Annotated in this window: 26 protein-coding genes; 7 read left to right on the top strand and 19 right to left on the bottom strand. The window is 65.4% G+C overall.

Going from position 1 to position 25,688, the window contains the following annotated elements:
- The first annotated feature begins 126 nt into the window (after positions 1-126).
- Both ACEQZD_RS06895 and ACEQZD_RS06890 read left to right on the top strand, forming a co-directional pair.
- Positions 127-1,422: an exo-alpha-sialidase gene (locus tag ACEQZD_RS06895; RefSeq protein WP_370184707.1), complete on the top strand. Its 1,296-nt coding sequence runs from the start codon at positions 127-129 to the stop codon at positions 1,420-1,422.
- Entirely contained in the window at positions 1,412-2,056 is a 645-nt protein-coding gene (locus ACEQZD_RS06890; protein WP_370184706.1) for a hypothetical protein, read from the top strand. The genes ACEQZD_RS06895 and ACEQZD_RS06890 overlap by 11 nt, the downstream gene beginning before the upstream one ends.
- Positions 2,057-2,072: 16 nt before the next feature.
- Here the strand turns inward: ACEQZD_RS06890 and ACEQZD_RS06885 are convergent, their stop codons facing one another.
- Together ACEQZD_RS06885 and ACEQZD_RS06880 are read right to left on the bottom strand one after the other, a co-directional pair.
- Entirely contained in the window at positions 2,073-3,599 is a 1,527-nt protein-coding gene (locus tag ACEQZD_RS06885; protein ID WP_370184705.1) for a sodium:solute symporter, read from the bottom strand.
- Positions 3,596-4,174, bottom strand: a complete 579-nt coding sequence (locus tag ACEQZD_RS06880) for a cold-shock protein (RefSeq protein WP_142950049.1) — start codon at positions 4,172-4,174, stop codon at positions 3,596-3,598. Before ACEQZD_RS06880 ends, ACEQZD_RS06885 begins: the two co-directional genes overlap by 4 nt.
- Before the next feature lie 182 nt (positions 4,175-4,356).
- Here ACEQZD_RS06880 and ACEQZD_RS06875 point away from each other — a divergent pair, with 182 nt between their 5' ends.
- Positions 4,357-5,397 carry a GNAT family N-acetyltransferase gene (locus tag ACEQZD_RS06875; RefSeq protein ID WP_142950048.1) on the top strand — a complete coding sequence of 347 codons (1,041 nt, stop codon included), beginning with the start codon at positions 4,357-4,359 and terminating at the stop codon, positions 5,395-5,397.
- Here ACEQZD_RS06875 and ACEQZD_RS06870 read toward each other — a convergent pair.
- From ACEQZD_RS06870 to ACEQZD_RS06840, 7 genes are all read right to left on the bottom strand, one after another.
- Positions 5,394-5,774: a hypothetical protein gene (locus ACEQZD_RS06870; protein ID WP_142950047.1), complete on the bottom strand. Its 381-nt coding sequence runs from the start codon at positions 5,772-5,774 to the stop codon at positions 5,394-5,396. The genes ACEQZD_RS06875 and ACEQZD_RS06870 overlap by 4 nt on opposite strands.
- Positions 5,775-5,928: 154 nt before the next feature.
- Positions 5,929-7,722, bottom strand: coding sequence for a M48 family metallopeptidase (locus ACEQZD_RS06865; RefSeq protein ID WP_370184704.1), 1,794 nt, complete (start codon positions 7,720-7,722; stop codon positions 5,929-5,931).
- Between the two features lie 10 nt (positions 7,723-7,732).
- The gene (locus ACEQZD_RS06860) at positions 7,733-8,320 is read right to left on the bottom strand and encodes a LemA family protein (RefSeq protein ID WP_142950045.1); all 588 of its coding nucleotides are present in this window, start codon (positions 8,318-8,320) and stop codon (positions 7,733-7,735) included.
- Positions 8,321-8,397: 77 nt separating this feature from the next.
- Positions 8,398-9,327: a heme o synthase gene (gene cyoE, locus ACEQZD_RS06855; protein ID WP_142950044.1), complete on the bottom strand. Its 930-nt coding sequence runs from the start codon at positions 9,325-9,327 to the stop codon at positions 8,398-8,400.
- On the bottom strand, positions 9,324-10,412 hold the full coding sequence (locus tag ACEQZD_RS06850; protein ID WP_221929781.1) for a heme A synthase: 1,089 nt from the start codon (positions 10,410-10,412) through the stop codon (positions 9,324-9,326). The genes cyoE and ACEQZD_RS06850 overlap by 4 nt, the downstream gene beginning before the upstream one ends.
- A gap of 13 nt (positions 10,413-10,425) precedes the next feature.
- Positions 10,426-11,025, bottom strand: coding sequence for an SCO family protein (locus tag ACEQZD_RS06845; RefSeq protein WP_142950043.1), 600 nt, complete (start codon positions 11,023-11,025; stop codon positions 10,426-10,428).
- Between the two features lie 4 nt (positions 11,026-11,029).
- Positions 11,030-11,776 carry an SURF1 family protein gene (locus tag ACEQZD_RS06840; protein WP_370184703.1) on the bottom strand — a complete coding sequence of 249 codons (747 nt, stop codon included), beginning with the start codon at positions 11,774-11,776 and terminating at the stop codon, positions 11,030-11,032.
- Between the two features lie 80 nt (positions 11,777-11,856).
- Between ACEQZD_RS06840 and ACEQZD_RS06835 the strand changes: the two genes are divergently transcribed.
- Complete coding sequence (locus tag ACEQZD_RS06835; protein ID WP_214013387.1) at positions 11,857-12,102, top strand: twin transmembrane helix small protein; 246 nt, start codon at positions 11,857-11,859, stop codon at positions 12,100-12,102.
- 71 nt (positions 12,103-12,173) lie between these two features.
- On the opposite strand, the gene ACEQZD_RS06830 is transcribed toward ACEQZD_RS06835, so the two are convergent.
- The 4 genes from ACEQZD_RS06830 to coxB are packed head-to-tail and all read right to left on the bottom strand — an operon-like array spanning position 12,174 to position 16,478.
- Positions 12,174-13,055 carry a cytochrome c oxidase subunit 3 gene (locus tag ACEQZD_RS06830; protein ID WP_348321622.1) on the bottom strand — a complete coding sequence of 294 codons (882 nt, stop codon included), beginning with the start codon at positions 13,053-13,055 and terminating at the stop codon, positions 12,174-12,176.
- Between the two features lie 29 nt (positions 13,056-13,084).
- Complete coding sequence (locus tag ACEQZD_RS06825) at positions 13,085-13,639, bottom strand: cytochrome c oxidase assembly protein (protein ID WP_214013389.1); 555 nt, start codon at positions 13,637-13,639, stop codon at positions 13,085-13,087.
- 18 nt (positions 13,640-13,657) lie between these two features.
- Positions 13,658-15,256 (bottom strand): cytochrome c oxidase subunit I, encoded by a 1,599-nt coding sequence (ctaD, locus tag ACEQZD_RS06820; RefSeq protein ID WP_194856243.1) that lies wholly within the window; start codon positions 15,254-15,256, stop codon positions 13,658-13,660.
- 13 nt (positions 15,257-15,269) lie between these two features.
- Positions 15,270-16,478, bottom strand: coding sequence for a cytochrome c oxidase subunit II (gene coxB, locus ACEQZD_RS06815; protein ID WP_370184702.1), 1,209 nt, complete (start codon positions 16,476-16,478; stop codon positions 15,270-15,272).
- Positions 16,479-16,897: 419 nt separating this feature from the next.
- Here coxB and ACEQZD_RS06810 point away from each other — a divergent pair, with 419 nt between their 5' ends.
- Complete coding sequence (locus tag ACEQZD_RS06810) at positions 16,898-17,224, top strand: DUF1820 family protein (RefSeq protein WP_142950036.1); 327 nt, start codon at positions 16,898-16,900, stop codon at positions 17,222-17,224.
- 485 nt (positions 17,225-17,709) lie between these two features.
- Here ACEQZD_RS06810 and ACEQZD_RS06805 read toward each other — a convergent pair whose 3' ends face one another.
- Together ACEQZD_RS06805 and ACEQZD_RS06800 are read right to left on the bottom strand one after the other, a co-directional pair.
- Positions 17,710-17,904, bottom strand: coding sequence for a hypothetical protein (locus ACEQZD_RS06805; protein WP_142950035.1), 195 nt, complete (start codon positions 17,902-17,904; stop codon positions 17,710-17,712).
- A gap of 96 nt (positions 17,905-18,000) precedes the next feature.
- Positions 18,001-18,441, bottom strand: a complete 441-nt coding sequence (locus tag ACEQZD_RS06800; RefSeq protein ID WP_370184701.1) for a hypothetical protein — start codon at positions 18,439-18,441, stop codon at positions 18,001-18,003.
- Positions 18,442-18,607: 166 nt separating this feature from the next.
- Here ACEQZD_RS06800 and ACEQZD_RS06795 point away from each other — a divergent pair, with 166 nt between their 5' ends.
- Positions 18,608-19,345, top strand: a complete 738-nt coding sequence (locus tag ACEQZD_RS06795) for a dienelactone hydrolase family protein (RefSeq protein WP_370184700.1) — start codon at positions 18,608-18,610, stop codon at positions 19,343-19,345.
- Here the strand turns inward: ACEQZD_RS06795 and ACEQZD_RS06790 are convergent.
- The 4 genes from ACEQZD_RS06790 to ACEQZD_RS06775 form a co-directional block, all read right to left on the bottom strand.
- Positions 19,342-20,394 carry an NAD(P)-dependent alcohol dehydrogenase gene (locus ACEQZD_RS06790; protein WP_370184699.1) on the bottom strand — a complete coding sequence of 351 codons (1,053 nt, stop codon included), beginning with the start codon at positions 20,392-20,394 and terminating at the stop codon, positions 19,342-19,344. The genes ACEQZD_RS06795 and ACEQZD_RS06790 overlap by 4 nt on opposite strands.
- 238 nt (positions 20,395-20,632) lie before the next feature.
- Positions 20,633-21,292 carry an alpha/beta hydrolase gene (locus ACEQZD_RS06785; RefSeq protein WP_370184698.1) on the bottom strand — a complete coding sequence of 220 codons (660 nt, stop codon included), beginning with the start codon at positions 21,290-21,292 and terminating at the stop codon, positions 20,633-20,635.
- A 1-nt stretch (position 21,293) separates the two neighbouring features.
- Positions 21,294-24,170: an RNA polymerase-associated protein RapA gene (gene rapA, locus ACEQZD_RS06780; protein WP_370184697.1), complete on the bottom strand. Its 2,877-nt coding sequence runs from the start codon at positions 24,168-24,170 to the stop codon at positions 21,294-21,296.
- 34 nt (positions 24,171-24,204) lie between these two features.
- Entirely contained in the window at positions 24,205-25,014 is an 810-nt protein-coding gene (locus ACEQZD_RS06775) for a helix-turn-helix domain-containing protein (protein ID WP_370184696.1), read from the bottom strand.
- Positions 25,015-25,101: 87 nt separating this feature from the next.
- On the opposite strand from ACEQZD_RS06775, the gene ACEQZD_RS06770 reads away from it, so the two are divergent.
- Positions 25,102-25,512: a hypothetical protein gene (locus ACEQZD_RS06770; RefSeq protein ID WP_370184695.1), complete on the top strand. Its 411-nt coding sequence runs from the start codon at positions 25,102-25,104 to the stop codon at positions 25,510-25,512.
- Positions 25,513-25,688: the final 176 nt, after the last annotated feature.

The raw sequence follows: 25,688 nt of genomic DNA, 5'->3' as shown, positions 1-25,688 counted from the left end.
TCACCCGAAAGTCGTAGATGCATTATGCCATCATCGATGTCGCTTGTCTTCGCCGGGTAGGGGCAATCCCCGTACGCCGGTGTTAGACTTCGTGCCTTTCCTCGCACCTTGACAAACGGATGCCGAATGCCCATGGCAAGACGTGGTTTTCACTGGTTGCTTGGCGCTTTATTGCTGGTGAGTTTCGTGGCGGTGCTGCCGGAACACCAGGAACGGGTTTCCAAGCCTGAATTCAAGCCGGATTACGTGCCCGGCCACGACCGGCTGAACGGTCAATGGCAGATGCGCTTCGCCTCCGACGGTGAGACGCCGCTGGTACACGCGCCGTCCATGGTGGCGCTGCCGGACGGCCGGCTGCGTGCGTTCTGGTTCGCCGGCAAGCGTGAAGGCGGCCCGGACGTGGCCATTCACTCGGCGATTTTCGACCCGCAACAGGGTGCCTGGAGCGAGGAAGAGCGGGTTGTCACCCGCGAGCAGATCCGCCTGCAGTGGGGCCGGCACGTGCGCAAGCTGGGCAACGCCGTGCCGGTGCTGGACGAGGACGGCCGCATGCGGCTGTTCGTGGTGGCGGTGAGTTTCGGCGGCTGGGCGGCGAGCCGCCTGGTGGTGCTGGAGTCCGACGACATGGGCGCCAGCTGGCGGTTCGACGAGGCGCTGGTCACCTCTCCGTTTCTGAACATCAGCACCCTGGTGAAAACCCCGCCGATCCGCTACCAGGACGGCACCGTGGGCCTGCCGGTGTACCACGAAATGGTGGGTAAATTCGGCGAAATACTGCGCCTGGACGATCACAATCGGATCGTCGACAAGGAGCGTATCGGCCACGGCCGCAAGGCGATTCAGCCGCTGGTGCTGGTGGACGGGCCGAAACGGGCCACCGCCTTCCTGCGTAATGAAACCGATACCCACCCCGACTTCCTGTACCGCAGTGAGACCCGCGACGGCGGCGGTGACTGGTCGCCGCTGCGCCCGTCGCAGCTGCAGAACCCGTCATCGGCGGTGGGTGGCGTGGTGCTGTCGCCGGGGCACTGGCTGCTGGTGGCGAACTGCAACCCGATGGAGCGCGACGATCTCTGCATGCGCGAAACCCATGATGGCGGCAAGACCTGGTCCGGGCGTTATTTCTTCCATAACCGGGCGCAATGGCGCGAAGGCAACGTGCCGCAGACCGAGTACATGGAAATGATTTCCGAGGAGGTGGCCGGCACCCTGGAAACCGAAAGCCCCTCGTTGCTGCGCCAGCGCGTGGAGCGCAACAAGTGCGCCGAACAGGGCTGCGAGTTCCAGTACGACTATCCGTATGTGATCCAAGCCGCCAACGGCGATGTGCATATTCTCTACACTTGGAACAAGTCGGCGATTCGCCACGCCTGGCTTCCTGAGGATCAGCCGCTATTGGGGGGGATGGCCGGTGATTTCTAGCCTTATTTGTGCCTTGGTGCTGGCGGCCATCTGGCTGCGTTTGAGCGCTCGTCTGCCGTTGCCGGTGCGCGGCGGGCTGGCGGTCGCGCTGGTGGTCTGGTCGTTGCTGCCGTTTCCGGTCGGGCTGGCCGGCTGGGTGATGAGTTATTTGAGCCACCTGAGCATTACCTCGGGCCTGCTGGCGGTGGCCGCCATTCACCACCGCCTGCGCGGCCGTTACTGGTTGCCGGTGGGACAGCTGCGGGCGGTGTGCGTGATGCTGGTGGGGCTGGCGCTGTTCTTCTACCCCATGAGCCTGGGGGCCAGCTACGCCGATCCCTATGCGCTGGGCTTCGGCGACATCCTGTTCAGCAGCGTGTTGCTGCTGATCGGCCTGTTCGCGTGGATGAACCGGGCCTACGCGCCCTGCGTGGTGTTGATCGCGGCCCAGGGGGCGTTCTACTTCAACCTGCTGCACTCGGACAATCTCTGGGATTATCTGATCGATCCCTGGCTGGTGTTCTGGGCCACCGGCTGGTTGGTGCGTGATCGCCTGGTGGTGCGCCGCGACGTGCGCGCCGCGCGCCGCCAGGCCGCGACCCGCGCCGGCGAGGCGCCCGGCCCCGCGTCCGAGCCCGCCGGCTCGCGCTCCTGAGCCTGCCGGTACCGCCTCAGGCCGCCGCCGGGCGGCGGTCGAACAGGCGGGCCATGCCGTAGCCCACCAGGAACATCACCAGGTTGCCGATCAAGCCGGTGTAGTAGAGATCGAACGGCGCGCTCAGCGCCGCCGGCATCAGCCCCTTGTTGGTGAGCACCGTCCAGCCGGTGAACAGCAGCGTCATGCCGATGCCGCACCAGGCGGCGCGCGCGTCACCCACGCGGGTCAGGAAGCCGAGCAGATACAACCCCAGCATGCCGCCGCCGAACAGCGACACCAGAATCGTCGAGGTGTCCTGCAGGGTGTGGGTGCTGGCGCCGTTGAGCCAGAGCGCGCCGAGGATCATCAGCACCGTCACCAGCGCCGCCACGGTGCGCGCCACCGTCAGGTAGTGTTTATCGCTGAGCCCGGTGCGCAGGTGGCGCCGGTAAAGATCGACGATCGACACCGTGCTCACCGAGTTGATGCTGGAATCCAGCGAGCTCATCGCCGCCGCCAGCGCCGCCGCCACCACCAGGCCGGCGATGCCGGACGGCAGGTACTCGGTGATGAACCAGGGCATGATCGATTCGGCCCGGGCCTCGCCGGTAAGCACCGCCGCGGCGGTGGGGTCCGGGTAGTGCTGGAAGAACACCCACAGGGCGGTGCCCAGCAACATATAGAACGCCCACACCGGCAGCGCGGTGAACAGGTACACCCACAGGCCCCGGCGCGCCTCTTTCATGGAGCGCGAGGCGCAGTAGCGCTGCACGGTGTTCTGGTTGCTGGAGTATTCCGTCAGCCAGTTGGTCAGGCCGATCAGCAGCATCATGGTGACGGTCTTCTCGCTCAGTGACGGCTGCCAGCGCACCGGCCGCGGCGTGCCGTCGTCGAACTCCGCGAGCGCGAACTTGCCCGCCGCCGAGGCTTCCCGGAACACCTGCCCCAGGCCGCCGGGCAGCGCTTCCACCACCACCCAGATGCACAGCAGTCCGCCGATCATCAACACCACGGTCTGCAGCACGTCGGTCCAGATCACCGCGTCGATGCCGCCGATAATGGTGTACAGGCCGACGAACAGGCCGGCGCCGACGATCGCGGTGGTCGGCGTCACGTCCACCAGCTGCTGGATCAGCAACGACAACAGCCACAGGATCATCGCCAGACGCACCAGCTGGGCGACGATGAACGCCAGGGCGCCGTACACCCGCACGCTGGGGCCGAAGCGCTGTTCCAGAAACTCGTAGGCGCTGGTCATGTTGCCGCGCCGGAAAAACGGCAGGAACACATAGGCGGCCACGAACAGCGCCACCGGCAGCGCCAGGTTGGGCAGATAACGCAGCCAGCCGGTCTTGAACGCGTCCGCCGGGTAGGCCAGGAAGGTGATCGAGCTGATCGAGGTGCCCACCAGGGACAGGCCGATCACCCAGCCCCGGAAGCGCCGCCCGCCGACGAAATACTCCTCGGTGCTGGTATTGCGGCGGGCGAAGTAAAACCCGATCAGCAGCACCACCGCCAGATAGGCCAACAGCACCGCCCAGTCGAGCAGCGACAGGGTCATTGCTGAATGTACACGTCGTCGGCCTGGTCGCCGCGCTCGGACTCGCGAATCACGAAGCGCACCCGGGTGCCGGTGCGCAGGCTGCGGCGGCCGCCGTTCCGCACCGCCTTGAAGTGGACGAAAATCTCTTCGCCGCTATCGTCGAGAATAAAGCCGAAGCCTTTATTGGGGTTGAACCACTTCACCTCGCCCTGTCGGCGGCCGTCCCGGGCGAGACGGCCCCAGGGCGCCAGCGGCAGCAGGTACACCAGCACCGGGGCCCACAACCAGGCGCCGTCCAGCGTGAACACCGGCGCCCCGTGGCTGGCCACCAGCCCGGCCAGATAGAAGAACACCGCCACGTGCAGGGCGGTGCGCGTGCGGCCGCCGGCCAGGCAGACCAGATTCACCGCCGCCGCCAGCAGCAGGCCCAGGCCGGTTTGCTGGCTGAGCAGGGGAGAGACCAGCAATGTTTGATCGCCGCCGTGTACGAAAAGAATAAAGGCGTGCGGGGCGAACAGCAGCCAGGCACCGGGTAACGCAAGCAAAAGGGCGGCCAGGACGTAGAACGCCGCCAGGGGTTTGGAAACTTTCATTGATCGACGAACCTTGTTGGTGACTCGAAAAAAGGAAACAAATCGCCGTGCAAAGAGGCGAGCGGCTTCGGGAGGCTCCCGCATTATCGTTATCGCCGCGCCGCCATTGTAACGAAGCGGCACGGTAATCTCATGTTCACGTTGGCCTCGCCTGGCCGCCCCGGGGTCAGTATCCTGTCGCCATGGAGTTTCCCTTTCTCACCGACGCCTTTCTCAACGCCCTGCAAGACACCGGCGCCGCCACGCCGAGCCGTGGTTGGGGGCCCTGTCACCTGCGTGACGGCGACGCCCTGATGCCGATCTACGCCCGCGACGGCTCGCGCGGCGAGTACGTGTTCGATTTCGCCTGGGCGGACGCCTACCAGCGTAACGGGCTGGCCTATTACCCCAAGCTGGTCACCGCGATTCCGTTTACGCCGGTGGTCGGCCCGCGCTGGCGTGGCGACTGGCGGCCCCAGCAACTGTGGGAAGGGGTGCGCGAGCGGATCCGCGAGCAGGGCGCCAGCGGCTGGCACCTGCTGTTCCCGGATCAGGCCGCGCGGGAAGCCCTGCAAGAGCTGCCCCTGGTGGAGCGGCAGGCCTGCCACTTCCGCTGGTTCAACCGGGGCTATCGTGATTTCGACGAGTTCCTGGCCGGCTTTAACTCCCGCAAGCGCAAAAGCGTGCGCCGCGAACGGCGGCGGGTGGCCGAACAGGGGCTCACCGTCACGCGCCTCACCGGCGCCGACATCGACCCGCAAAGCTGGCGTTTCTTTTTCCACTGCTACGCCAACACCTATCTGGTGCGCGGACAGCTGCCCTATCTCAGCGAGGCGTTCTTCCGGCGCCTGGCCGAACAGCTTGGGGATCAGGTGCTGCTGGTGGTGGCCAGCGACGGCGACGAACCGGTGGCCGCCGGCCTCTATCTGTTTGACGACCGGGCGCTGTACGGCCGCTACTGGGGCAGCGTGCGTGAGTACGACGCGCTGCACTTCGAGGTCTGCTACTACCAGGGCATTGAGTTTGCCATCGAGCGGGGCCTGGCGGAATTCGACCCGGGCGTGCAGGGCGAGCACAAGATTCTGCGCGGCTTCGAGCCGGTGCTCACCTACTCTTTGCACTGGCTGGCGGAGCCCGCCTTTCAGGATGCGGTGGCGGACTTTTGCCAGCGCGAGGCGCGCCACGTGCACGCCTACCGGGAGGAGGCGCGCGGCTTGCTGCCGTACCGGACGGGCGTCCTCTAAGCGGGCTGGGCGGCGAGCGCCGGCGCCTGGCCGCGCTGGATCATCAACGCCATGGTGACCGGATCGCAGGGATCGTGGCGGTGGTGGTAGGAGCACTTGGGGCCCAGCTCGGCGGTGACGTCGTCCAGGGCGTCGTCCTCCGGCAGGTCCAGGTTGGCCAGGTATTCCAGCACCCGGCCTTTCTCGTCCACCAGGGTGCCCATGTAAAGACGCTGGTCGCATTGACGCACGCTGGCGAACAGGGCGGTTTCAACGCGCACGCCTTGCCGGCTCAGCCAATCGGTAAGCGCCGGGTCCAGGCGGCCTTCGCGGATAGCCAGGGTGGTTTCATGAACCGCTTGCCAGGTGTTGCGGTGGCTGTTCTTGGTGATCTCCATGGATGTGTGTCTCCCAGTGTCCCTCGTGACGGTTCCCCCGAACCGTCGTCCCCCGGCTCCCCCAGAGCCGACAATGCGAACTCTATCACAGTTTAAAAACTAGCCAACCCTGGGAGATAGGCCCCTTTCTAGCGGCTATCGTCGGGTTTGGGTATCAGCCTTTCGATGGAAAAAGCGGCGGCATGGGGCTGTCGAGCAGGGTGCACAGGGCACGCAGCAGCTCGGCCTCCGCCACCTGCACCTGGCCGTCGGCGAGCACCAGGTCGGCGGCGGCGTCGATCAGCGGCGCTTTGAGCAGGGGGGTCAGGCGCGCCAGCCGCGCGATGGCTGGGTCCAGACGGTTGGGCGTGCAGCGCTCCGGCGCCAGCAGCAGGCGGCCGGCCGGGAGGAGACCATGGGTGGCACGCTGGAAGCCGCTCAGGGCGGTGCCCCGGGCCGAGTCGCCGGCCCAGGCCAGGGCGGAAAATACCACCTGGATGTCGTTGGCCACCGCCGCCAGGCGGTGGATGTCCGGGCGCGGCAGGGCACGGCGCGGTGCCCCCAGATGGCGCTCGGCGATGGCGGTCAGCGCCCAGCACAGCAGGTCCTGGTCGCGCCGCCGCGCGGTGAGCGTCCGCAGCTGCTTGAGGATCACCGGGCGGCGCTCCGGTGGGGCCTGGCGCAGGGTGGCCAGGGCCAGATCGAGCAGCGGCAGGCGCAGCCGGGTGCCCAGTGCCGAGACCTGATCGACCAGCGCGGCGCGGCGGCCACGGCGCAGTGCCGGTGGCGGGCGAACGTCGCCCAGCGCCAGGGCGTAGAGCACGCATTCCGCCCCTTCCTGGGCGTGCAGGGCCTGGTACAGGCCGGCGGGCAGGGTGTCCACCAGCGTCCGGGCGTAGCCCAGGTTGTCGTCGTCCAGGCGGCCGATGCGTTCCGAGGGAACGGGCGCGGGTGACGGCGATGAGTCGGTTCGGGCGCGCACCCGGGCGCGGGCCGCCCAGTGGGCGCCCAGGGCATGCAGCCGCTGGTCCAGGGTGGGGTGGGTGGCGAGCAGTCGGCGCAGGCGGAACGTCAGGGTTTCCGCGAAGCCCATGTGGCTCAGGTCCTCGGCGTGCACGCTGCGCAGGTGCGAGCCGTTGCCGTTACGGATCTTGATCAGGGCGCCGGCCAGGCCCGCCGGCTGCCGGGTGAACTGCACCGCGCTGGCGTCCGCCAGCCGCTCCCGCTGGCGGGAAATGGCCGCCTTGATCAGGCGCCCGAAAAACAGCCCCGCGTAGCCGATGGCCATCAGCACCAGGCCGGCGAGAGTTAGCAGGCCGCCGTTTCGGCGACGGTCGCTGGTGGGCGACATATGAAGCAGGAACTCGCCCAGCTTGCCGACCGTGAGAATGCCGGCCAGTGCCGCCATCAGCCGCAGGTTGATGCGCACATCGCCGTTCAGAATATGGCTGAATTCATGGGCCACCACACCCTGAAGCTCGTCCCGGTCCAGTTGCGCCAGGGCGCCCTCGGTGACCACCAGCACCGCCCGCGACGGCGTGGGCCCGGCCACGAACGCATTGATGCCGGTCTCGCCGGGCAGCACATAGGTGCGCGGCATAATGGTGCCGGCGGCCAGGCTCATCTCCTCGACCACATTGCGCAGGCGGCGCTCCGCCGGGTCGCCGCTGTGGCTGGCGATTTCCCGGGCGCCGAGCATTGCCGCCAGGCTCTCGCCGCCGTGGCGAAGTTGCCAGGCCTTACGCAGGGAACCCGCCAACAACAGCCCCAGGGTGCCCAGCGTGACCCACCAGAAGGCGTCGCCCGCGAACCAGCCGCCGGCGGCCGCCCCCGGCCGCGGCCACCATTGCCAGGCCAGCCAGCAGGCCAGGTTCACCGCCGCCACCACGGCGGCCAGGGCGAGCAGGAAGTAGAGCGCCAGCAGCAGCGTGCGCCGCCGGGCCCGTTCCTGATGTTGGAAGAAGTTCATTGGCGTGGCGTCAGAAAGTGACGTTCACCGCCTGACGTGCCCGCGGGTCGTCGATTTCCAGCAGCTCGGCTGCTCGGAACGGGCCGAACAGGCCGCTGACCAGGTTGTTGGGAAACTGTTCCCGGTAGGTGTTGTAGTGCATCACCGCGTCGTTGAAGGCCTGACGGGCGAAGCCGATGCGGTTTTCCGTGCTGCTCAGTTCTTCCATCAGCTCGGCCATGGTCTGGTTGGCCTTGAGGTCCGGGTAGCTTTCGCTCACCGCCAGCAGCCGCGACAGGCTGCCGGAAAGCAGGGATTCGGCCCGCCCGAGGCGGCCGATGGCGGCGCCGTCCTCGGGGTCGGCGGCGGCGTCGCGGCGCGCGCCCTCCGCCTGGTTGCGGGCCTCGGTGACCCGCGACAGGGTTTCCCGCTCATGGTCCATGTAGGCCTTGGCGGTTTCCACCAGGTTGGGTATCAGATCGTGGCGCCGTTGCAGCTGCACGTCGATCTGCGCGAAGGCGTTCTTGAAGCGGTTCTTAAGGCTCACCAGCCGGTTGTAAATAACCACCAGCCCGACGCCGATGGCGATCAGTACGCCGAAAAACAGCCAGGTCCCCATGGTTCCCTTCCCCTTTATTTATTAGCCATGGGATTGGATACCGGGGCGGGTTTCCCGTCAAGCGACCAAGGCGCGTCTCAGAAACTCCCCGGGTGAACCGGGATGTAGTGGTCCACCAGCAGGGCGGTGAACAGCACGAACAGGTAGACGATGGAATAGCCGAAGGTTTTCATCGGCAGCTTCGGGTCCTTGCTGAAGCGCAAGCGCACCGCGTGAACCAGGAAGATGCCGCTGAGAATCACCGCGCTGACCAGATAGATCAGCCCGCTCATGCCGGTGAGGTAGGGCAGCAGCGAGCAGATGAACAGCAGAATGGTGTAATAGAGCACCGATTCCCGGGTGAAGGGAATGCCGTGGGTCACCGGCAGCATCGGCACGTCGGCCTTGGCGTATTCGTCGGCGCGGTGGATCGCCAAGGCCCAGAAATGCGGCGGCGTCCACACGAAGATAATCAGCACCAGCAGCCAGGCGTAGGGGTGCAGTTCGTTGGTGACCGCGGTCCAGCCCAGCAGCGGCGGAATGGCGCCGGCGATGCCGCCGATCACGATGTTCTGCGGAGTGGCCCGCTTCAGGTACAGGGTGTAAACGAAGGCGTAGCCGACGAAGCCGAACAGGGTGAGCCCGGCGGTGAGCGGGTTGACCAGAAAATAGAGCATCGCCATGGACGCCAGCGCCAGCGCCACCGCGAAGGTGATCGCCGCCTTCGGCGACAGCTTGCCGGCCACCAGCGGCCGCTTCTCGGTGCGCTTCATGATCGCGTCGATCTTCTGATCCATGATCTGGTTGATCGCCGCGGACGCCATCATCGCCAGGTAGAGCCCGGCAAAGGCGGGAATAAAGGTGGACAGCGGCACCATGCCCGGCGGGTCCGTGGCCAGGAACATGCCGGCCACCGCGGTGACCATCAGCAGCATCACCACGCCGGGCTTGGTCAGCGCCAGATAGTCACGCCAGTGGGGCGTGCCGGTGCCGTTGTTCTGTTCGCTTACGGCGGATTTCTCGCTCAAAGCGCACTCTCCTCGGATTGCGGGTGGCGTGCGGCGCACTTCACGTTGATGGCACGGATAAACAACACCAGCGACACCAGCAACACCACGGCGCCGAAGTTGTGGGCCACGGCCACCGCCAGCGGTACCGCGAACACCACATTACTGATTCCCAGGCCGATCTGCACGGTCAGCAGCCCGAGTATGGTGAGCGCGAAGTTGCGGAAGAACACGCTGCGCGCGCGCAGCAGGATGCGGCCCACCAGCAACAGCCCCAGCACCGTCACCAGCAGCGCGCCGAAGCGGTGCATCACATGGATGGTGGTGCGGGCGTCATTCTGCAGCACGCCGAACTCATAGTCCGGTTTATCGTGCTCGTGGCCCCAGAACACAAAGGCGTCCTCGAAATTCAGGTGGTCGGTCCAGCCGTCCTCGCACACCGGCAGCTCGGTGCACACCACCGCCGCGTAGTTGGCGGTGGTCCAGCCGCCCAGGGCGATCTGCAGCACCAGCGCCGCCAGGGTGATCGAAGCCAGCGGCTTCATGCTGCGCACGTCGCAGTCGTTAAGGAAGCTGGGCCAGCGGTACAGACGCGCCGCCAACAGCGCCAGCAGGGTGAAGGTGGTGAAGCCGCCGAGCAGATGCAGCATCACGATGGTGGGCTGCAGCCCCATGGTCACCGTCCACATGCCGAGAATGCCCTGGAAGATCACCAGCGCCACCAGGAACAGCGGCAGCTTCACCGGCTGTTTGAAGCGTTTGCGGTTGGCCACCCCGAGCGCGGCGATGATCAGGATCATCAGGCCCAGGGCGGAGGCGAAATAGCGGTGCACCATTTCCGGCACGGTTTTGTGGGCCTCGCGCAGAGCGCCCGGGGCGATCTCATTCTGTTCGTTAACGTGGGAAATCGCCTTGCGCACATCCAGATGGCCGTAGCAGCCGGGCCAGTCCGGGCAGCCCAGGCCGGCGTCGGAGAGCCGGGTCCAGGCGCCCAGGATAATCACGCCGGCGGCCAACAGCAGGGCCAGCAGGGTCAGGCGGCGCATCCAGATTTGCGAGCGCGTCGGCGCGTCGTTGAGGTCGGAACGGTGTGCGTTGAGATGCATGGTTATCGGGACCTTAGATCAGGGAGCCTTTAAGGGTGCGCTCAAGATCCAGGCGGATGTTCTCCGCCTCTTCCAGGGTGGCATCCATGCTCTCGTGGGTGGGGTAGCGCAGGAAGATCTGGCCGTCCGGGCTGACCACGAAAATATCCCCCACCGGTGCGTCCGTGGCCGGCGCCAGCGCCTCGCGGACGGTTTGCGGGTCGCCGTCCACTTCCACGGTGCCGGCCACGTTGTCTTCCAGAAAAGCGCGCAGCTCGGGGTTGGCCGGGGCGGTGTGAACGATCACACGGCGCAGCCGTTCCATGTTTTCGCCCAGCGTTTGCTGGACTTGGCGCATCTGGTAGTAGAGGCCGTTCTTGCAGGCCTTGCCGCATTCGGCGCCGGCCACGTACATCAGCGTCCAGAGGCCGGCGGTGTCTTCGCCGTCGTAGGGTTCGCCACTGTCGTCACGCAGCGCCAGGGTGTCCAGCTGGATATGCGGAATCAGCAGCTCGCCCTTGTTTTCGCGGGGCAGTTCCCAGGGGTCGACGAAATAGCGACCGGCGATGAAGAACAGTACAAAGGGGCCGACGATGGCCAGCAAGGTCAGCCTGTTTTTGTTGCGTGGAGACATCAGTTCAAGCGTCCGGTTGGTGCCGACGGCGCCCGCGCAGGCGCGCGATCAGATACATGATCAGGGCGGCCACCGCCAAACCCAGCCACTGCAGCGCGTAGGCCTGGTGGCGTTGCGGGCTCATCACCGTGGTGACGTCCTGCCAGGGCCGCGGCAGCGCCGCGGCGTCGCCGAGCGGTTGATCGGGGGCCACCCGTATCTCGAAGGGCGCTAATTCTACCCCAAGTCGATGGCCGATGGCTGCAAAATCCACCTTTTGTACCCGCAACGGCCACTGATTCTCCGGCAGCGGGGTGTCCTTGAGCACGAAGGTCTGCGCCGAGGGCTGGTAGGCGTTGCCGGTGACGGTGACCGGCCCGTCCACCGGGGGCACGTCGGGCAGCCGTGCCCGGTCCGCGCCGCGCGGCAGCCAGCCCCGGTTGATCAGTACCCAGCGGCCCTGATCGGTGCGCAGCGGGGTGAGCAGGAAGTAGCCGGCCACGCCCTGCCAGGTACGATTGTCCAGCAGCACGGAGCGCCGGTTATCCAGCTCGCCGCTGACCCGCACCGGGCGATGCTGCGGATCATCAAGGCCGATCGCGCGCTCCAGGGTTACCGGGGCCGCGCGGGCCTTTTCCGCCTGGTCGGCCAGCCACTCGCGTTTCTCCCCGGCGCGTTGCCACTGCCACCAGGAGAGGCTCAGGCAGAGCCCGACGACCAGCAGAGTCAGAACCAGTCCCAGCAACGACCGGCGCGCATTGCGGTTTGGCATATCTTTACGTGCACTCACGGGGGCGGTGGCTACAATGGGCGCGTATTGTAACCGACAACCGTATTCCGTCGAGGTGAATTATGTGGTGGGTCAAGCTGATCGTAATCGTTCTTCTTATCGCCGCGGTGGTGTCGCTGGCGCGCGCCCTGATGTCCCTGGTGCGCAACGAAGGCAAAAGCGGTAAGACCATGCGAGCGCTGGCCTGGCGGGTGGGGTTCTCGGTGATGGTGTTCGTGTTCATCCTGGTGAGCATGCTGATGGGCTGGATCCAGCCTCACGATGTGAACCCCACCACCCGTGAAGGTGCCCCCATCGAGCAGCAATAACGGCCCGCCACAAAACAAAAAGCCCCGGCTTGTGACCGGGGCTTTTCGTTTCCAGGGTGGTGTGGCGCGGGTTACAGCCAGTACACCACCACGAACAGGAACAGCCATACCACGTCCACGAAGTGCCAGTACCAGGCCCCCGCTTCCCAGGCAAAATTGTTTTCTTCGTCGAAGTGGCCCTTGATCACGCGCAGCAGGGTCACCAGGAGGAAGATGGTACCGATGGTCACATGGGCACCGTGGAAACCGGTCAGCATGAAGAACAGGCTGCCGTAGATGCCGGCATCCAGGGTCAGGCCCATCTCGGTGTAAGCGTGAATATACTCTTCCACCTGCAGACCCATGAAGATCATGCCCAACAGCACGGTGGCGGCCTGGAAGCCGATCAGCCGGCCGCGTTTGCCTTCCAGCAGTGCATGGTGAGCAATGGTCAGGGTGACCGAGCTGGCCAGCAGGATGGCGGTGTTGATCGCCGGCAGACCCCAGGCGCCCATGGCCTGAGTGGTGGTGCCGTCCGGGGTCTTCACCAGCGGCCACATGGCCTGGAAGCTCGGCCACAGCAGCTCGTGGGTCATGGCGTTGCTGCCGGCGCCGCCCAGCCACGGCACGATCAGCCAGCGGGTGTAGAACAGGGCCCCGAAGAAGGCGCCGAAGAACATCACCTCGGAGAAGATGAACCACAGCATGCCCTGGCGGTAGGAGATGCCCAGCTGGTTGCTGTGCAGGCCGCCCACGGACTCCTTGATGGTGTCGCGCCACCAGATGGCGATGATGAACAGCAGGGTGGCCAGGCCGACGAAGAACAGCGGCATGCCCCAGCTGCCCTGGAAGGTATCCGGGTCAGTGGCCTGCTGAATGAAGTTGGCACCGCCCACGGCGGTGAGGAACAGGCCCACGGAGGCCGCCAGGGGCCAGGGGCTGCTCTCGGGTACGTAATACTTTTCCGTTGCCATGTTGAAAATGTCTCCTGTACAACCGGCCGTTATTTGTTCGTCGCGGCGACGCGGTCGGTAACGTCAAAAATGGTGTAGGACAGCGTCAGCGTATTGATATGACGCGGCAATTCCGGGTCCAGGTAGAAAATCATCGGCATTTCCTTGCGCTCGCCCGCCGCCAGTGACTGCTGATCGAAGCAGAAGCACTGGGTTTTGTGCAGGTAGCGCGCCGCTTCCCCGGGGGAAACCGAGGGAATGCTTTGCGTGATGATGTCGCTGGACTTGGGATTGCTGGCGAAAAAGTTCACCAGCGTGATCTCTCCGGGATGCACTTCCACCCGGCGCGTCGCCGAAGTGAAATCACCGTTGACGCCCTCACCCCGCTGGGTGATGAATTCAACGGTGACGGTGCGGTCTTCCACCACCTGTGACGGGCCTTCGGTGCTCGCCGTTGTGGACGTTTTTCCATTCAGACCGGTGATATCGCAGATCACATCGTAAAACGGCACCATCGCGAAGGCGAAACCGAACATCGCCACCGCCCAGATAAGCAGCTTTCTGAGCGTGCGTTGGTTGCGCTGTTGCAGGTTCTGTTCGCTCATGGTGCCGTCCGAACTCCGTTACTTGACTACCGGCGGGGTGTCATAGGTGTGGAACGGCGCCGGTGACGGCACTTCCCATTCCAGACCTTCGGCGCCTTCCCAGGAACGGGCCGGTGCTTTCTCGCCTTTCTTCATGGCGCACAGCACGCACACCGCCAGGAACAGCAGCTGCGACAGACCGAACCAGAACCCGCCAATGGAGATCCAGAAGTTGTAGTCCGCGAACTGCAGCGCGTAGTCGGCGTAGCGGCGAGGCATGCCGGCCAGGCCCACGAAGTGCATCGGGAAGAACAGCAGGTTCACGGAGATCAGGGAACTCCAGAAGTGCAGCTCGCCGAGCAGCTTGTTGGGCATCACGCCGGACCACTTGGGCAGCCAGTAGTAGGCGGCGGCGAACATGCTGAACACCGCGCCGGACACCAGCACGTAGTGGAAGTGCGCGACCACGAAGTAGGTGTCGTGGTACTGGAAGTCCACCGGGGTGATCGCCAGCATCAGGCCGGACAGGCCGCCGCAGGTGAACAGGATCACGAAGGCGATGGCCCACTTCATGGGCAGTTCGAAGGTCATCGAGCCGCGCCACATGGTGGCCACCCAGTTGAACACTTTCACGCCGGTCGGTACCGAGATCAGCATGGTCATGTACATGAAGAACAGGGTGCCGGCCAGGGGCATGCCCACGGTGAACATATGGTGGGCCCAGACCACGAAGCTGAGCAGCGCGATGGAGGCGGTGGCGTAGACCATGGAGGCGTAACCGAACAGCGGCTTGCGCGCGAAGGTCGGAATGATCGCCGAGATAATGCCGAACGCCGGCAGAATCATGATGTACACCTCGGGGTGCCCGAAGAACCAGAACACGTGCTGGAACAGTACCGGGTCACCGCCGCCGGCGGCGTTGAAGAAGCTGGTGCCGAAGTGGCGGTCGGTGAGCATCATGGTCACCGCGCCGGCCAGAACCGGCATTACCGCGATCAGCAGGAAGGCGGTGATCAGCCAGGTCCATACGAACAGCGGCATCTTCATCAGCGTCATGCCGGGCGCACGCAGGTTGAACACGGTCACGATCACGTTGATGGCGCCCATGATGGAGGAGATACCCATCATGTGAACCGACAGAATGAACAGGTCGGTGGAAGCCGGGCCGTACTCGGTGGAGAGCGGCGCGTAGAAGGTCCAGCCGAAGTTCGGCGCGGCCGGGTTGCCGGCGCCGAAGGCGCTCATGAACACCGAGCTGAGCAGGATCAGGAACGCGAACGGCAGGATCCAGAAAGACCAGTTGTTCATGCGCGGCAACGCCATGTCCGGCGCGCCGATCATCAGCGGAATCATCCAGTTGGCCAGACCCACGAAGCCCGGCATAACGGCGCCGAACACCATGGCGAGACCGTGAACCGTGGTCATCTGGTTAAAGAATTCCGGGTCCACGAACTGCATGCCCGGTTCCAGCAATTCGGTACGGATCACCATGGCCAGAAGGCCGCCGGCCAGGAACATGGCGAAGCTGAACCACAGGTACAGGGTGCCGATGTCCTTATGGTTGGTGCTGAACAGCCATCGCTTCAGGCCTGTGGGGGCGTGGTGATGATGGTCATCGTGTGCTGCGGCGGTACTCATCGCTCTCCCCTCCCTACTCGTGGTCTTGAACGTCTTGGGGTTGAATCAAATCACCGGTGTCGTTACCCCAAGCGTTACGCTCATAAGTAACCACGGCGGCGATTTCCCTTGGCGACAGCTGGGCGCCGAAAGCGGGCATGGCTGCGCGACCGTTGATCAGCACGTCGATGTGCTCATCAAGGTGTTCTTCGTTGGTGGCGAAGTCGCTGCCCGCGAAGGCAACGCCGACACCGCCTTCACCGTTGTTGCCGTGGCAAACGGCACAGGCGCCGGCGTAGGTCTGCTCACCCAGTTCCATGGCCTCGTCGAGGTCGGCGAACGGGGTCAGGTCCGGTGCCGCGGCGGCTTCTTCCTTCTTCTCGGCCAGCCAGGTCTTGAACTCTTCCTGGCTTACCACCTCGGCCTCGATGGGCATGAAGGCGTGGTTCTTGCCGCACAGCTCGGCGCACTGACCATAGTAAGTGCCTTCCTTGCCCTCGGGTACCACGGTCCAGGTTTCGTTGACGAAGCCCGGGATGGCGTCTTTCTTGCCGCCGAAGTCGGGGACCCAGAACGAGTGGATCACGTCCGCGGCGGTGATCAGGAAGCGCACCTTCTGGCCTGACGGCAGCACCAGCGGCTTGTCCGCTTCCAGGTTGTAGTTCTTGTCTTTCTCCGGGAACTCGCTGCCCACGGCGTCCTGCGCGGTGCCGTAGGGGAACAGACCGCCGGCCAGGACCGGGTTGTTGATCTGTTCGGCGGGCGTGGCCAGGTTGGACATATAGGACACGCCGATGTTGTTGTCGTCCTCGTAGGTGAGGTACTCGTATTCCCACTTCCAGCGGTGGCCGGTGACCTTCACCGTGAGCTCCGCTTTCGAGGAGTCATCCAGCTCGATCAGCACCCGGGTGGCGGGCACCGCCATCGCGATCAGGATCACGAAGGGCACCACCGTCCACAGCACTTCCAGGAACACGTTCTCGTGGAAGGTGGAAGGGTTGGGGTTCTTGGACCGGCGGTGGCGGATCATGGAAACCAGGATGAGCCCGAATACCAGCAGACCAATAATGGTCACAATCCACAAAATAGTGGTATGAAGGTCGTAGACTTCCTGGCTGACGCCGGTGACACCGGGTCGCAGGTTTTCGTTGGAACGTTCAGTCCAATCGCTGGCCACGGCCATTCCGCTGATCATCAGCGAAGTGAGGCCGACCGCCGCGCGGTGGAACAGAGTTGACTGCATGCGTTAGCTCCCTGTTTTCCCCAGCGTGAACCCCCCGGAAGAAGGGGCCGCGCCTATTCTTGCCGTCACCGGCACCTGGAAAGCGAGTTTCAGGAATAGGGCTAGGTAACCCTGGTGATGCCGTGGTGCCCCGCCGGGTCCCTCCCGAGACGAGCGGGCGGCCAAGGGGGTGGCCCTGAGCCCGCCTAGCTTTTCAGGGAAATACGCGCCAAAACAATCACTTACAGTAAGTAAGGGAAAGGAAGGCGTGTCTCCGGACTGCGGCAAAATGCCCCACAGCATTGTGGGCGGTAACTCTAGTCATTCAAGGGGGCAAAGTCCAGCCGGAAAGCCGCCTGGAACGGGCCTTTCGGGAGATACCGCCGAGCCGAATTGTGCTAGACTGCGCGCCCTTTCAGCTCTTGGTTATATCCTCGGTCATGTCGAAAAGCCGTCAAATCTACAGGGTTATTTTCCTCAATCAGGGCCAGATCTACGAAATCTACGTGGGTGAGATCTTCCAAAGTGATCTGTACGGCTTCCTGGAGGTGGAGGAGTTTTTGTTCGGCGAGCGGGCCCAGGTGGTGGTGGATCCTTCCGAGGAGAAGCTCAAGAACCAGTTCGCCGGCGTGCACCGCTCGTTCATCCCGGTCAATGCCATCATCCGGATTGACGAGGTGGAGAAAGAGGGGGTAGGTAAAATTACTGAGGCGGGGAGCAATGTGACCGCGTTCCCGCTGCCTTTCGGCCCCGGTGGCAAGAAATAAAGTAGCCAAGGCTCTTCCGGCGACGTCCGGCCAGGTCTCTGGAATCCCGCCGGCCGGCTTTGCCGGCCTTTCGCGGGCAGGCCCGCTCGCACGGGCAAAAAGAAGGGCGTCCGCTTGCCGCTGAACGCCCTGAGGGTTGCCTGATTGTACTGGGAGACTTCAGAGGTTTAGTGTTCCGCCGCGCGGGAAAGTTCCCGCGCTGTTCCAAATTCGAGGGGCGATCAGCGTCCTTGCGCTATTGAGCCGTCATCCTTAGGCATTCTCGCCCGGGCGAAGCGCATCCTGCTTCCCTGGCCGCTCCTGGTCGGCCCTTCGCCCTTGACGAAGTGCATCCTTGCTCCCTGGCCCTCCTGTTGGGCCCTTCGTCCGCTACCGACGAGTGCATCGCCGATAACGTGAAGTATGAGTGGTGACGGCCGCCGGCGTTCACCCCTCTGGAGTACGGCTGTGAACCAGCGCACGCGGGTTTTTCGTATTTAACACAATCAGCGCGAATCCCCGGGTTCCGGGCGGGTAGGAAGCAGCACGCTGCTGTTTTCCGCGACGCTGTCGCCGCTGTCGTCGTGGCGGTTTTCCTTCTGGCTTTCGGGCAACCAGGGCGCGGTGTTGCCGGCCCCGTGGGCGGGCAGCCACAGGGCGGTGGTGATGGCGAGCAGGCCTTTAATAGCAAGCTTGGTCATGGTGTCGGCTCCCTGAATCGGCGTGACGGGGCGGTGCTTCCCCATTTTGAGAACCGAATGCTGGCAGGGTTCCGCGAAACATCCATGAAAGCCGGCTCAGTTATTGAGCTGGAACACGTCCATGATGGTCTGGGTGGCGTCCAGAATGCGCACCACCTCGTTGTCGATCACCACATCGGAATAGCCGCCCGGCGTGCGCAGCACCGAATCCGGCAGCGGGTAGCCCTGGTAGTAAAGGTCGTCCGGCAGGCGCCGCCCCTCGCTGAGCTTTTTCTGCCAGCCCGGCGGCAGGGACTGTCCGCGCGCCACTTTCTTCTGCAGCCCCGGTGGCAGGTCGCCGGCGCGGTAGCGGTTGCCGAATTCCCGCAGTGCCCGCCGTTCCTCGTCGTTGAACGGCCGGTATTGCCGGTGCTGTTCGCCGCCGGCGGCGTTCTGGGAGGCTTTCGCGCCGCCGGCCCAGGGCGGCGGGGCCGCGATGGTGGACAGCGGGGTGAGTGCCAGGGCACCGATCATCAGCGCTAACGGGCGATAGTTCATAAAAGTCCCTCTTTACTGGTGTGATCCTCAGTAGACCACGGTTGGCGGCGCGGATTCCGTGATGTTATCGCGTTCGTCGCTTGCCATCTGTAACCGGACCTATACGGTAAAGGGCGCTGTTTTGATGCGTTTTCGGGACCGTAACGGAGAGTATGGGAGAGCAACCATGAGCGAAGTGATCAATATACCGGTGGACTACCAGGTGGACGGCAAGGCCTTTCAGGGCCATCTGCTGTACCGGCGCGGCGCCACGCCCGGCCGGGGTCTGCTGATGGCGCCCAATTTCTTCGGCGTCACCGAGCGGGCGCTGGACCAGGCCGAGCAGTTGTTCGACGACGACAGCGTGATTTTCGTATTCGACCCGTTCGGCGTGGAAGGCCGGCCCCAGACACCGGAGCAGGCCATGGCCGCCATGGGCGCCCTCCGGGAAGACAACGATGCCCTGCGCGCCCGGCTCGCCGAGGCGCTGGCGGTGCTGACCCGGGAAGCCGGTGCCCTGGGCGTGCCCGCCGACCGTCTCGCCGCCTTCGGCTTCTGCTTCGGCGGCGCCTGCGTGCTGGAGCTGGCCCGCGCCGGCGCGGACCTGCGCGCCTTCGTCAGCTTCCACGGCCTGCTCGACACCCCCAGGCCCGCCGCCGGCCCGATCAAGGGCGCGGTGCTGGTGCTCAACGGCGCCGACGACCCCATGGTCAGCGACGAATCCCTGGTGGCGTTCAAGAAGGAAATGGATGCGGTGAACGCGGATTGGCAGCTCACCCACTTCGGCGGGGCGGTGCACTCCTTTACCGCGCCCAACGCCGACATGCCCGGGCGGGCGATGTACGACGCCAAGGTCGCCCGCCGCGCGTTCGCGGCCATGGACGACCTGTTCGACGAGGTGTTCGGCCAGCCCTCAGGTTTCTAGGTGCTGAGGGTCGCCATGTCGATCACGAAGCGGTACTTCACGTCGCCGTCTTTCATGCGCTGGTAGGCCTCGTTGATGTTGTGGATGTCGAGCATCTCCACATCGCAGCTGATGTCGTGCTCGGCGCAGAAATCCAGCACTTCCTGGGTTTCCGGCATACCGCCGATCAGCGAGCCGGCCAGGGTGCGCCGCTTGCCGATCAGGGCACCGGCGTGCACCGGCGGCTCCACCGTGTCCAGCAGCCCCACCAGGATGTGCTTGCCGTCGTAGGTGAGGGCGTTCAGGTAGGGGTTGAGGTCGTGGCGCACCGGCACGGTGTCGAGGATGAAATCCAGCTTGCCGGTCATTGCCGCCATCTGGTCCGCGTCGGTGGACACCACCACGTGGTCGGCGCCCTGTTTCTTCGCCTCGCCCACCTTGCTTTCCGAGCGGGTGAACAGGGTCACCTCGGCGCCCAGGGCCTTGGCGAATTTAACGCCCATGTGGCCGAGGCCGCCCATGCCCACCACGCCCACTTTATCGCCGGCTTTGACGCCGTAGTGGCGCAGCGGTGAGTAGGTGGTGATGCCGGCGCACAGAATCGGCGCGGCGGCGGCCGGGTCCAGCTTTTCCGGCACCCGCACCACGAAACGCTCGCTGACCACCACCGATTCGGAGTAGCCGCCGAAGGTGACGCTTTTGTCGTGGCGGTCGCGGCCGTTATAGGTGCCGGTCATGCCTTCCACGCAGTACTGTTCCAGACCGTCTTCGCAGGCCTCGCAATGGCGGCAGGAGTCCACCATGCAGCCGACACCGACCACGTCGCCGACCTTGAAGCCGCTGACGTCGTCGCCCACGGCGGTGACGCGGCCGATGATTTCATGGCCGGGCACCACCGGGTAAAGGGTGCGGCCCCAGTCGTTTTCGGCGAAATGAATGTCGGTGTGGCAGACGCCGCAGTAATCGATCTTGATCGCCACGTCATCCGGGCGCGGTGCGCGCCGCTGGATGGACATGGGGTGGACGCCGGAATCGGCGCTTTGCGCGCCGTAGGCTTTAATCTCGCTCATGGCGATGCTCTCCTCATTGGGTATCAGGTCGGACCGATCGCTAAGCGTTTCTACGAAGCCGGCTTGTGGGAGCGGGCCTCGCCCGCGAAAGGGAGCGACGCTCCCGGCAGGATACCAGAAACCTTTCTAATACCAGCCCCGAAAAGCTCTCTGGAATCCTGCCGGCCGGCTTTGCCGGCCTTTCGCTTGCAGGGCAAGCTCCCACAAAGCGGGCTTCGTAGAAGGAGACTCGGGTGTTTCAGGCCAGCGTTTGCTTCAGGAAAGCGGCGATGTCCTGAATTTCCTCCAGGCACACCGCGTGCTCCATGGGGTAGGTCTTGTAGGCCGGCTGATAGCCCTTGCCTTCCAGGGCCTGGGCCGCCTGGCTGCCGCCGGCTTCGGGCACCATCGGGTCGAACTGGCCGTGGGCGATGAACACCGGCAGCCCCTGGTTGGCCTCGCTCAGGGCGACGCTGTCCTGGGTGGCGAAATAGGTGGACAGCGCCATCAGGCCGGCCAGCTTTTTCGGGTGGCGCAGGGCCACTTCGTAGGCCACCGCGCCGCCCTGGGAAAAGCCGGCGATGACGATGCGCTCGCTGGGTACACCGCGCTCGATTTCCCGTTCGATCAGGGCGTCGATCTGGTCGGCGGAGCGGCGGATGCCGTCCACGTCGGTGGGACCTTCACCGCCCAGGCCGACGATGTCGTACCAGGCCGGCATCACCATGCCGCCGTTGATGGTCACCGGAATCTGCGGCGCGTGCGGAAACACGAAGCGCGTCGGCAGGTCCGCCGGCAGGCCCAGCTCCGGCACCACCGGCTCGAAGTCGTGGCCGCTGGCGCCCAGGCCGTGCAGCCAGATTACGCTGGCGACGGCGGGCTGTTGCGGTTCGATTTCCACACAGGGCAAATAACTCATTCTAGTCTCCGGCTACGATCACCCGCACCGCCTCCAGGCGGTAGCGGGCGTCCTGCAAGTGGGTTTCCAGGGCGGCGGTCTGCCGCTCCAGGAAGTCGATCTCTTCGTCGCGCACCAGCGGGTTCTTTTCCCGCAGCGCTTTCAGACGGCGCAGTTCCAGGTCCTGCTGTTCGCGCATGGCGGCCAGGGCGGTCTGGATGATCTCGTCCGCTTCGCCGCGCGCCTTGTTCTCGTCGTCCTTGAGCAGCTGTTCCAGCAGGGCTTTCTGGCTGGCGACGATCTTGCGCGCCAGCGGCTTTTCCAGCTTGTGGCACTGCTTGCACAGCGCCTCATGGCTGATCGCCGCGGACAGATCCCGGCCGCGGCCGTCCACCAGCCGGCGGATGGTGGTCACCGGCAGAAAGCGGTCCGCCTGCAGGTGTTTGGGCGCCACCGTTTCCACCGTGTAGGCCAGCTCCAGCAGCAGGGTGCCGGCTTTCACCTTGGGGTTCTTCAGCAGGCTCACCGACGCCTTGCCCCGGTGGGAGCCGAGAATCATATCCAGGGCGCCGGTCACCAGCGGGTGTTCCCAGGTGAGGAACTGCATGTCGTCGCGGGCCAGGGCGGTGGCGCGGTCATCGGTGACCGTCACGCCGTCGTCGGGCAGCTCCGGGAACGGCTCGCGCATGTGATTGCCCGGCTTGAGAATCCACGCCTGTTCGGAGTGCTCTTCCTGATCCACGCCGTAGTGGTCGAACAGGCGGCCCAGGAACGGCCAGGGGCTCTGGGCGTCCGCCTCGCGCAGTTTGTCCTTGAGGGTTTCCGCCCGTTCGGCGTCGAACGACGCCAGCTCCAGCAGGCGGTCGCGGCCGCTCTCCAGCAGCTCGCGCAGGCGCGCCGCCTCGGTACGGGTGGCCTCGATCAGGCGCTGCCGGGTGTCGGCGTCGCCGGGCAGGGCCAGCGCCGCTTCCAGGGTGTCCTGGGTGCGCAGGCGGATTTCGTGGCCCGCCGGGTTGGTCTGCTCGAAGGCGTTCATGCCCTGGTGGTACCAGTGGAACAGCACCTCCTGGCCATGGTTTTCAAAGTAGGGCACATGGACGCGGATCTCCTCGCTCTGGCCGATGCGATCCAGGCGACCGATGCGCTGCTCGAGCAGATCCGGATTCAGCGGCAGGTCCAGCAGCACCAGGTGGTGGGCGAACTGGAAGTTACGGCCCTCGGAGCCGATCTCGGAGCAGATCAGCGCCTGGGCGCCGTCCTCGCTGTCGGCGAAGTAGGCCGCCGCCCGGTCCCGCTCGATCAGATCCATGCCTTCGTGGAACACCGCCACGCTCATGCCCAGCTTGTAGCCGCAGTAGGCGTGCAGGTCGATGGCGGTGTCGCGGCGCGCGCAGATCACCAGCACTTTCTCGCCGCGCTGCGCCTTGAGGAATTTTTCCAGCCAGTTGACGCGCGGGTCCTCGGCGCACCAACGATCGTCCGGGAAGCCCGCCTCCGGGTACAGACGCAGCTCCGCTTCGTCGTCGTCCACTTCGTAGTTGCCGGGCAAGGGCAGGGGATAGCCCTCGACCTTGCGCGCCGGGAAGCCGGCGATGTTGTGGCGGGTATTGCGGAACAGAACCCGGCCCGGGCCGAAGCGGTCCAGCAGCTCCGCCAGTACGGTGTCGCGGTGGTCTTCGTCCACGGTCTCGCCGGGCAGCAGGGCGGCGGCCCGGTCTTTCAGCGCCGCCGGCCAGGTGTCCCGGTCGTGCAGCTCGCCGGCCAGTTCCGCCACTTCCCGGTACTGGCCCTGTTCCTCGACGAAGGCGTCCAGGCTCGGGTAGCGGTCCGGGTCCAGCAGCCGCAGGCGCGCGAAGTGGCTCTCCACGCCCAGCTGTTCCGGCGTGGCGGTGAGCAGCAACAGGCCGGGGCTGGTGCGCGCCAGCCGCTCGACGCGCTGATAGGCTTCCGACGGCGCGTCCTCGGACCACTCCAGATGGTGGGCTTCATCCACCACCACCAGGTCCCACTCGGCGGCGGCCAGGGTGTCGATGTCGCAGCCTTCCAGGAAGGCGGTGCTGCACAGGATCAACTGCTCGGACAGGAAGGGGTTGTCCACCACTTCCGGCGCGTCCGCCTCGCCCAGCTCCTCTGCGATCAGGTCGGCGAGCATGTCCTTGACGCTTTCCGCGCTGGGTTTGCCCAGGGCTTCCAGGCGCTCTTCGTCGAAGATCGAGAAACGCAGGTTGAAGCGCCGCGCCATCTCCACGAACCACTGGTGCACCAGGGCGTCCGGTACCACGATCAGCACCCGGCCGGCGCGGCCGGTCTGCAGTTGTTGGTGCAGAATCAGGCCCGCCTCGATGGTCTTGCCCAGGCCCACTTCGTCGGCCAGCAACACCCGGGGCGCGTAGCGCCGCGCCACCTGGTCGGCGATATAAAGCTGGTGACCGATCAGATCGATGCGCGGGCCGCGCAGGCCCTCGATCTCGGAGCCTTCGCGCTGGGCGCGGGCGCGCAGCGCCGACAGCCGCAGCTCGAACCAGCGGTTCGACGACAACTGGTTGGTGAGCAGACGGTCCATGGCGCCGCTGAGACGCAGCTGATGGCCGAGCAGAGACTCCGGCACCGGCTGCACATTGTCCGGCTCGCCGGCGGGGTGGGCGTGGTACACCATCAGCCCGTTGTGATCCTCGGCGCTTTGCACCACCAGCTCCAGGCCGTCGCCGGTGGTCAGGGTGTCGCCCTCGTCGAAGGTGATGCGTGACAGGGGCGCGTTGTTCTTGGCGTAGGTCCGCTCTTCTTCCACGGCCGGATAGAGCACCGTGACCAGACGGTAATCCACCTCCTTGATCAGGCCGAGGCCCAGTTCGGTCTCGGATTCACTGAGCCAGCGCTGGCCGGGGGTAAAGTCGGTCATAGATATCCTGTGGCCGGTGGATTCGGGAGCGGAATTATACGGATTCGGGGCCTTCAGTGCGATCAAAGCCGCCCGCTTCCTCGAAGAACGCCCGGGTGGCGTCGTCGGCGGGGAAGTAATGTTCGATGCGCAGCTCCTCCACCACCACGTCCACCGCGGTGCCGAAACAGGCCAGGGTGGAAAAGGTGCGCAGGCGCCGGCCGGCGATATCCAGCTCCAGGGTGAGCATCGGCTCCACGCTGGCCGGCGTGTGTTCCAGCAGGGCGTCCACGTCCGCCAGCTCGCTCAGCCGTTGATAGAGCGCGCGCAACACCGTATCCGGGCGGGTATCCAGATCCCGCCGCAGACGCCGCAGCAGGAAGCCGGCCACCGTCTCCCAGTTGGCGATGAACGGGCGGAACCCTTCCGGGTGGAACACCAGCTCGACCATGTTGCCGGTCTGCGGCAGCGGGCCGCCCTCGGCCACCACCGCCTGGATCAGCGCCTGCTGCGCCGGGTTGGCGAGCAGCAGATTCCAGTGCGCGTCCAGCACCGCCGCCGGATAGGGCGAATGGTTTTCCAGCATCACCTCCAGGGCCCGGCGCACCGGCGCCATGGCCTGATCGTCCAGCCGCGTTTCCGAGAAGCGCGGCGGATGGCCGGCGGCCACCAGCAGGTGATTGGTATCGCGGCAGCTGAGATCGAGCGCCTCCGCCAGCCGCTGCAACAAACCGGCGCTGGGCTGCGCCCGGCCGGTTTCCACGAAGCTCAGATGGCGGCTCGACACCTCCGCCCGCACCGCCAGATCCAGCTGGCTCAGCCGCCGGTTGCGGCGCCACTCCGATAACAAATGTCCCGCCTGCACTGTCGCCTCCCATTACCTCACGGGTAATTGTTTCGCTTCCCCGCAACGGGGATTCTGACTCTATCAGAAACCTGAAGGAGAAAGACCATGCCCTGGAAATCACTCAAACACGCTCTGCTCTTCAACGCCGTCGGCACCGCCCTGCTGGGCGCGCTGCTGATCGTCGATGCCGCCATCATCGCCGGCCTGCTCGGCGCCCACGCCGGCGCCATCCCGCCGCTGGTCTGCACCGTGGCCGGCGTCGTCTGCCTGCTGTTTGCCGCCGACCTGGCCATCGTCGGCACCCGCAAGCCGATCCCCCAGGGTCTGGCCAAACTGCTGACCCTGGCCGACGCCGCCTTCGTGGTCGCCATCCCCGTGGCGATGATCGCGGCGGCGCCGCTGCTCTCCATCCTTGGCCAGTTCCTGCTCGCCGACCTGGCCCTGCTCACCGCCTTCCTGATCTGGTGCCAGTGGCGCGGCCTGCGCCAGCCCCAACCCGCCCCGGCCAGCTTCTGACCTTGGCGCCGGTTTGTGGGAGCGGGCCCACCCGATCCCGGCGCTCCTTGGGAGATTCGCCGCCAGGGTTTCGTAGAAAGGTCCGGGCGGCGTTTCTGACCCGTGGCGGTTCCGCTGCCGAGTGAGCGGGGCAATGGTGGTGCCTGGAGGGAGCTGTTTGGCCAGGGAGGGCCAAA

The sequence above is a fragment of the Alloalcanivorax sp. genome (assembly GCF_964221125.1).
Classification (GTDB): Bacteria; Pseudomonadota; Gammaproteobacteria; order Pseudomonadales; family Alcanivoracaceae; genus Alloalcanivorax; species Alloalcanivorax venustensis.
Note: the sequence above shows the minus strand (reverse complement) of the source record. Positions and strands in the feature narration are given on the sequence as shown.

Bases quoted from the DNA above. Each gene is read 5' to 3' on its own strand.
- ACEQZD_RS06895 (WP_370184707.1), top strand. From the start codon at position 127: ATGCCCATGGCAAGACGTGGTTTTCACTGGTTGCTTGGCGCTTTATTG.
- ACEQZD_RS06885 (WP_370184705.1), bottom strand. From the start codon at position 3,599: ATGACCCTGTCGCTGCTCGACTGGGCGGTGCTGTTGGCCTATCTGGCG.
- ACEQZD_RS06880 (WP_142950049.1), bottom strand. From the start codon at position 4,174: ATGAAAGTTTCCAAACCCCTGGCGGCGTTCTACGTCCTGGCCGCCCTT.
- ACEQZD_RS06875 (WP_142950048.1), top strand. From the start codon at position 4,357: ATGGAGTTTCCCTTTCTCACCGACGCCTTTCTCAACGCCCTGCAAGAC.
- ACEQZD_RS06870 (WP_142950047.1), bottom strand. From the start codon at position 5,774: ATGGAGATCACCAAGAACAGCCACCGCAACACCTGGCAAGCGGTTCAT.
- ACEQZD_RS06865 (WP_370184704.1), bottom strand. From the start codon at position 7,722: ATGAACTTCTTCCAACATCAGGAACGGGCCCGGCGGCGCACGCTGCTG.
- ACEQZD_RS06860 (WP_142950045.1), bottom strand. From the start codon at position 8,320: ATGGGGACCTGGCTGTTTTTCGGCGTACTGATCGCCATCGGCGTCGGG.
- ACEQZD_RS06850 (WP_221929781.1), bottom strand. From the start codon at position 10,412: ATGCATCTCAACGCACACCGTTCCGACCTCAACGACGCGCCGACGCGC.
- ACEQZD_RS06845 (WP_142950043.1), bottom strand. From the start codon at position 11,025: ATGTCTCCACGCAACAAAAACAGGCTGACCTTGCTGGCCATCGTCGGC.
- ACEQZD_RS06840 (WP_370184703.1), bottom strand. From the start codon at position 11,776: ATGCCAAACCGCAATGCGCGCCGGTCGTTGCTGGGACTGGTTCTGACT.
- ACEQZD_RS06835 (WP_214013387.1), top strand. From the start codon at position 11,857: ATGTGGTGGGTCAAGCTGATCGTAATCGTTCTTCTTATCGCCGCGGTG.
- ACEQZD_RS06830 (WP_348321622.1), bottom strand. From the start codon at position 13,055: ATGGCAACGGAAAAGTATTACGTACCCGAGAGCAGCCCCTGGCCCCTG.
- ACEQZD_RS06825 (WP_214013389.1), bottom strand. From the start codon at position 13,639: ATGAGCGAACAGAACCTGCAACAGCGCAACCAACGCACGCTCAGAAAG.
- ctaD (WP_194856243.1), bottom strand. From the start codon at position 15,256: ATGAGTACCGCCGCAGCACACGATGACCATCATCACCACGCCCCCACA.
- coxB (WP_370184702.1), bottom strand. From the start codon at position 16,478: ATGCAGTCAACTCTGTTCCACCGCGCGGCGGTCGGCCTCACTTCGCTG.
- ACEQZD_RS06810 (WP_142950036.1), top strand. From the start codon at position 16,898: ATGTCGAAAAGCCGTCAAATCTACAGGGTTATTTTCCTCAATCAGGGC.
- ACEQZD_RS06805 (WP_142950035.1), bottom strand. From the start codon at position 17,904: ATGACCAAGCTTGCTATTAAAGGCCTGCTCGCCATCACCACCGCCCTG.
- ACEQZD_RS06800 (WP_370184701.1), bottom strand. From the start codon at position 18,441: ATGAACTATCGCCCGTTAGCGCTGATGATCGGTGCCCTGGCACTCACC.
- ACEQZD_RS06795 (WP_370184700.1), top strand. From the start codon at position 18,608: ATGAGCGAAGTGATCAATATACCGGTGGACTACCAGGTGGACGGCAAG.
- ACEQZD_RS06790 (WP_370184699.1), bottom strand. From the start codon at position 20,394: ATGAGCGAGATTAAAGCCTACGGCGCGCAAAGCGCCGATTCCGGCGTC.
- ACEQZD_RS06785 (WP_370184698.1), bottom strand. From the start codon at position 21,292: ATGAGTTATTTGCCCTGTGTGGAAATCGAACCGCAACAGCCCGCCGTC.
- rapA (WP_370184697.1), bottom strand. From the start codon at position 24,170: ATGACCGACTTTACCCCCGGCCAGCGCTGGCTCAGTGAATCCGAGACC.
- ACEQZD_RS06770 (WP_370184695.1), top strand. From the start codon at position 25,102: ATGCCCTGGAAATCACTCAAACACGCTCTGCTCTTCAACGCCGTCGGC.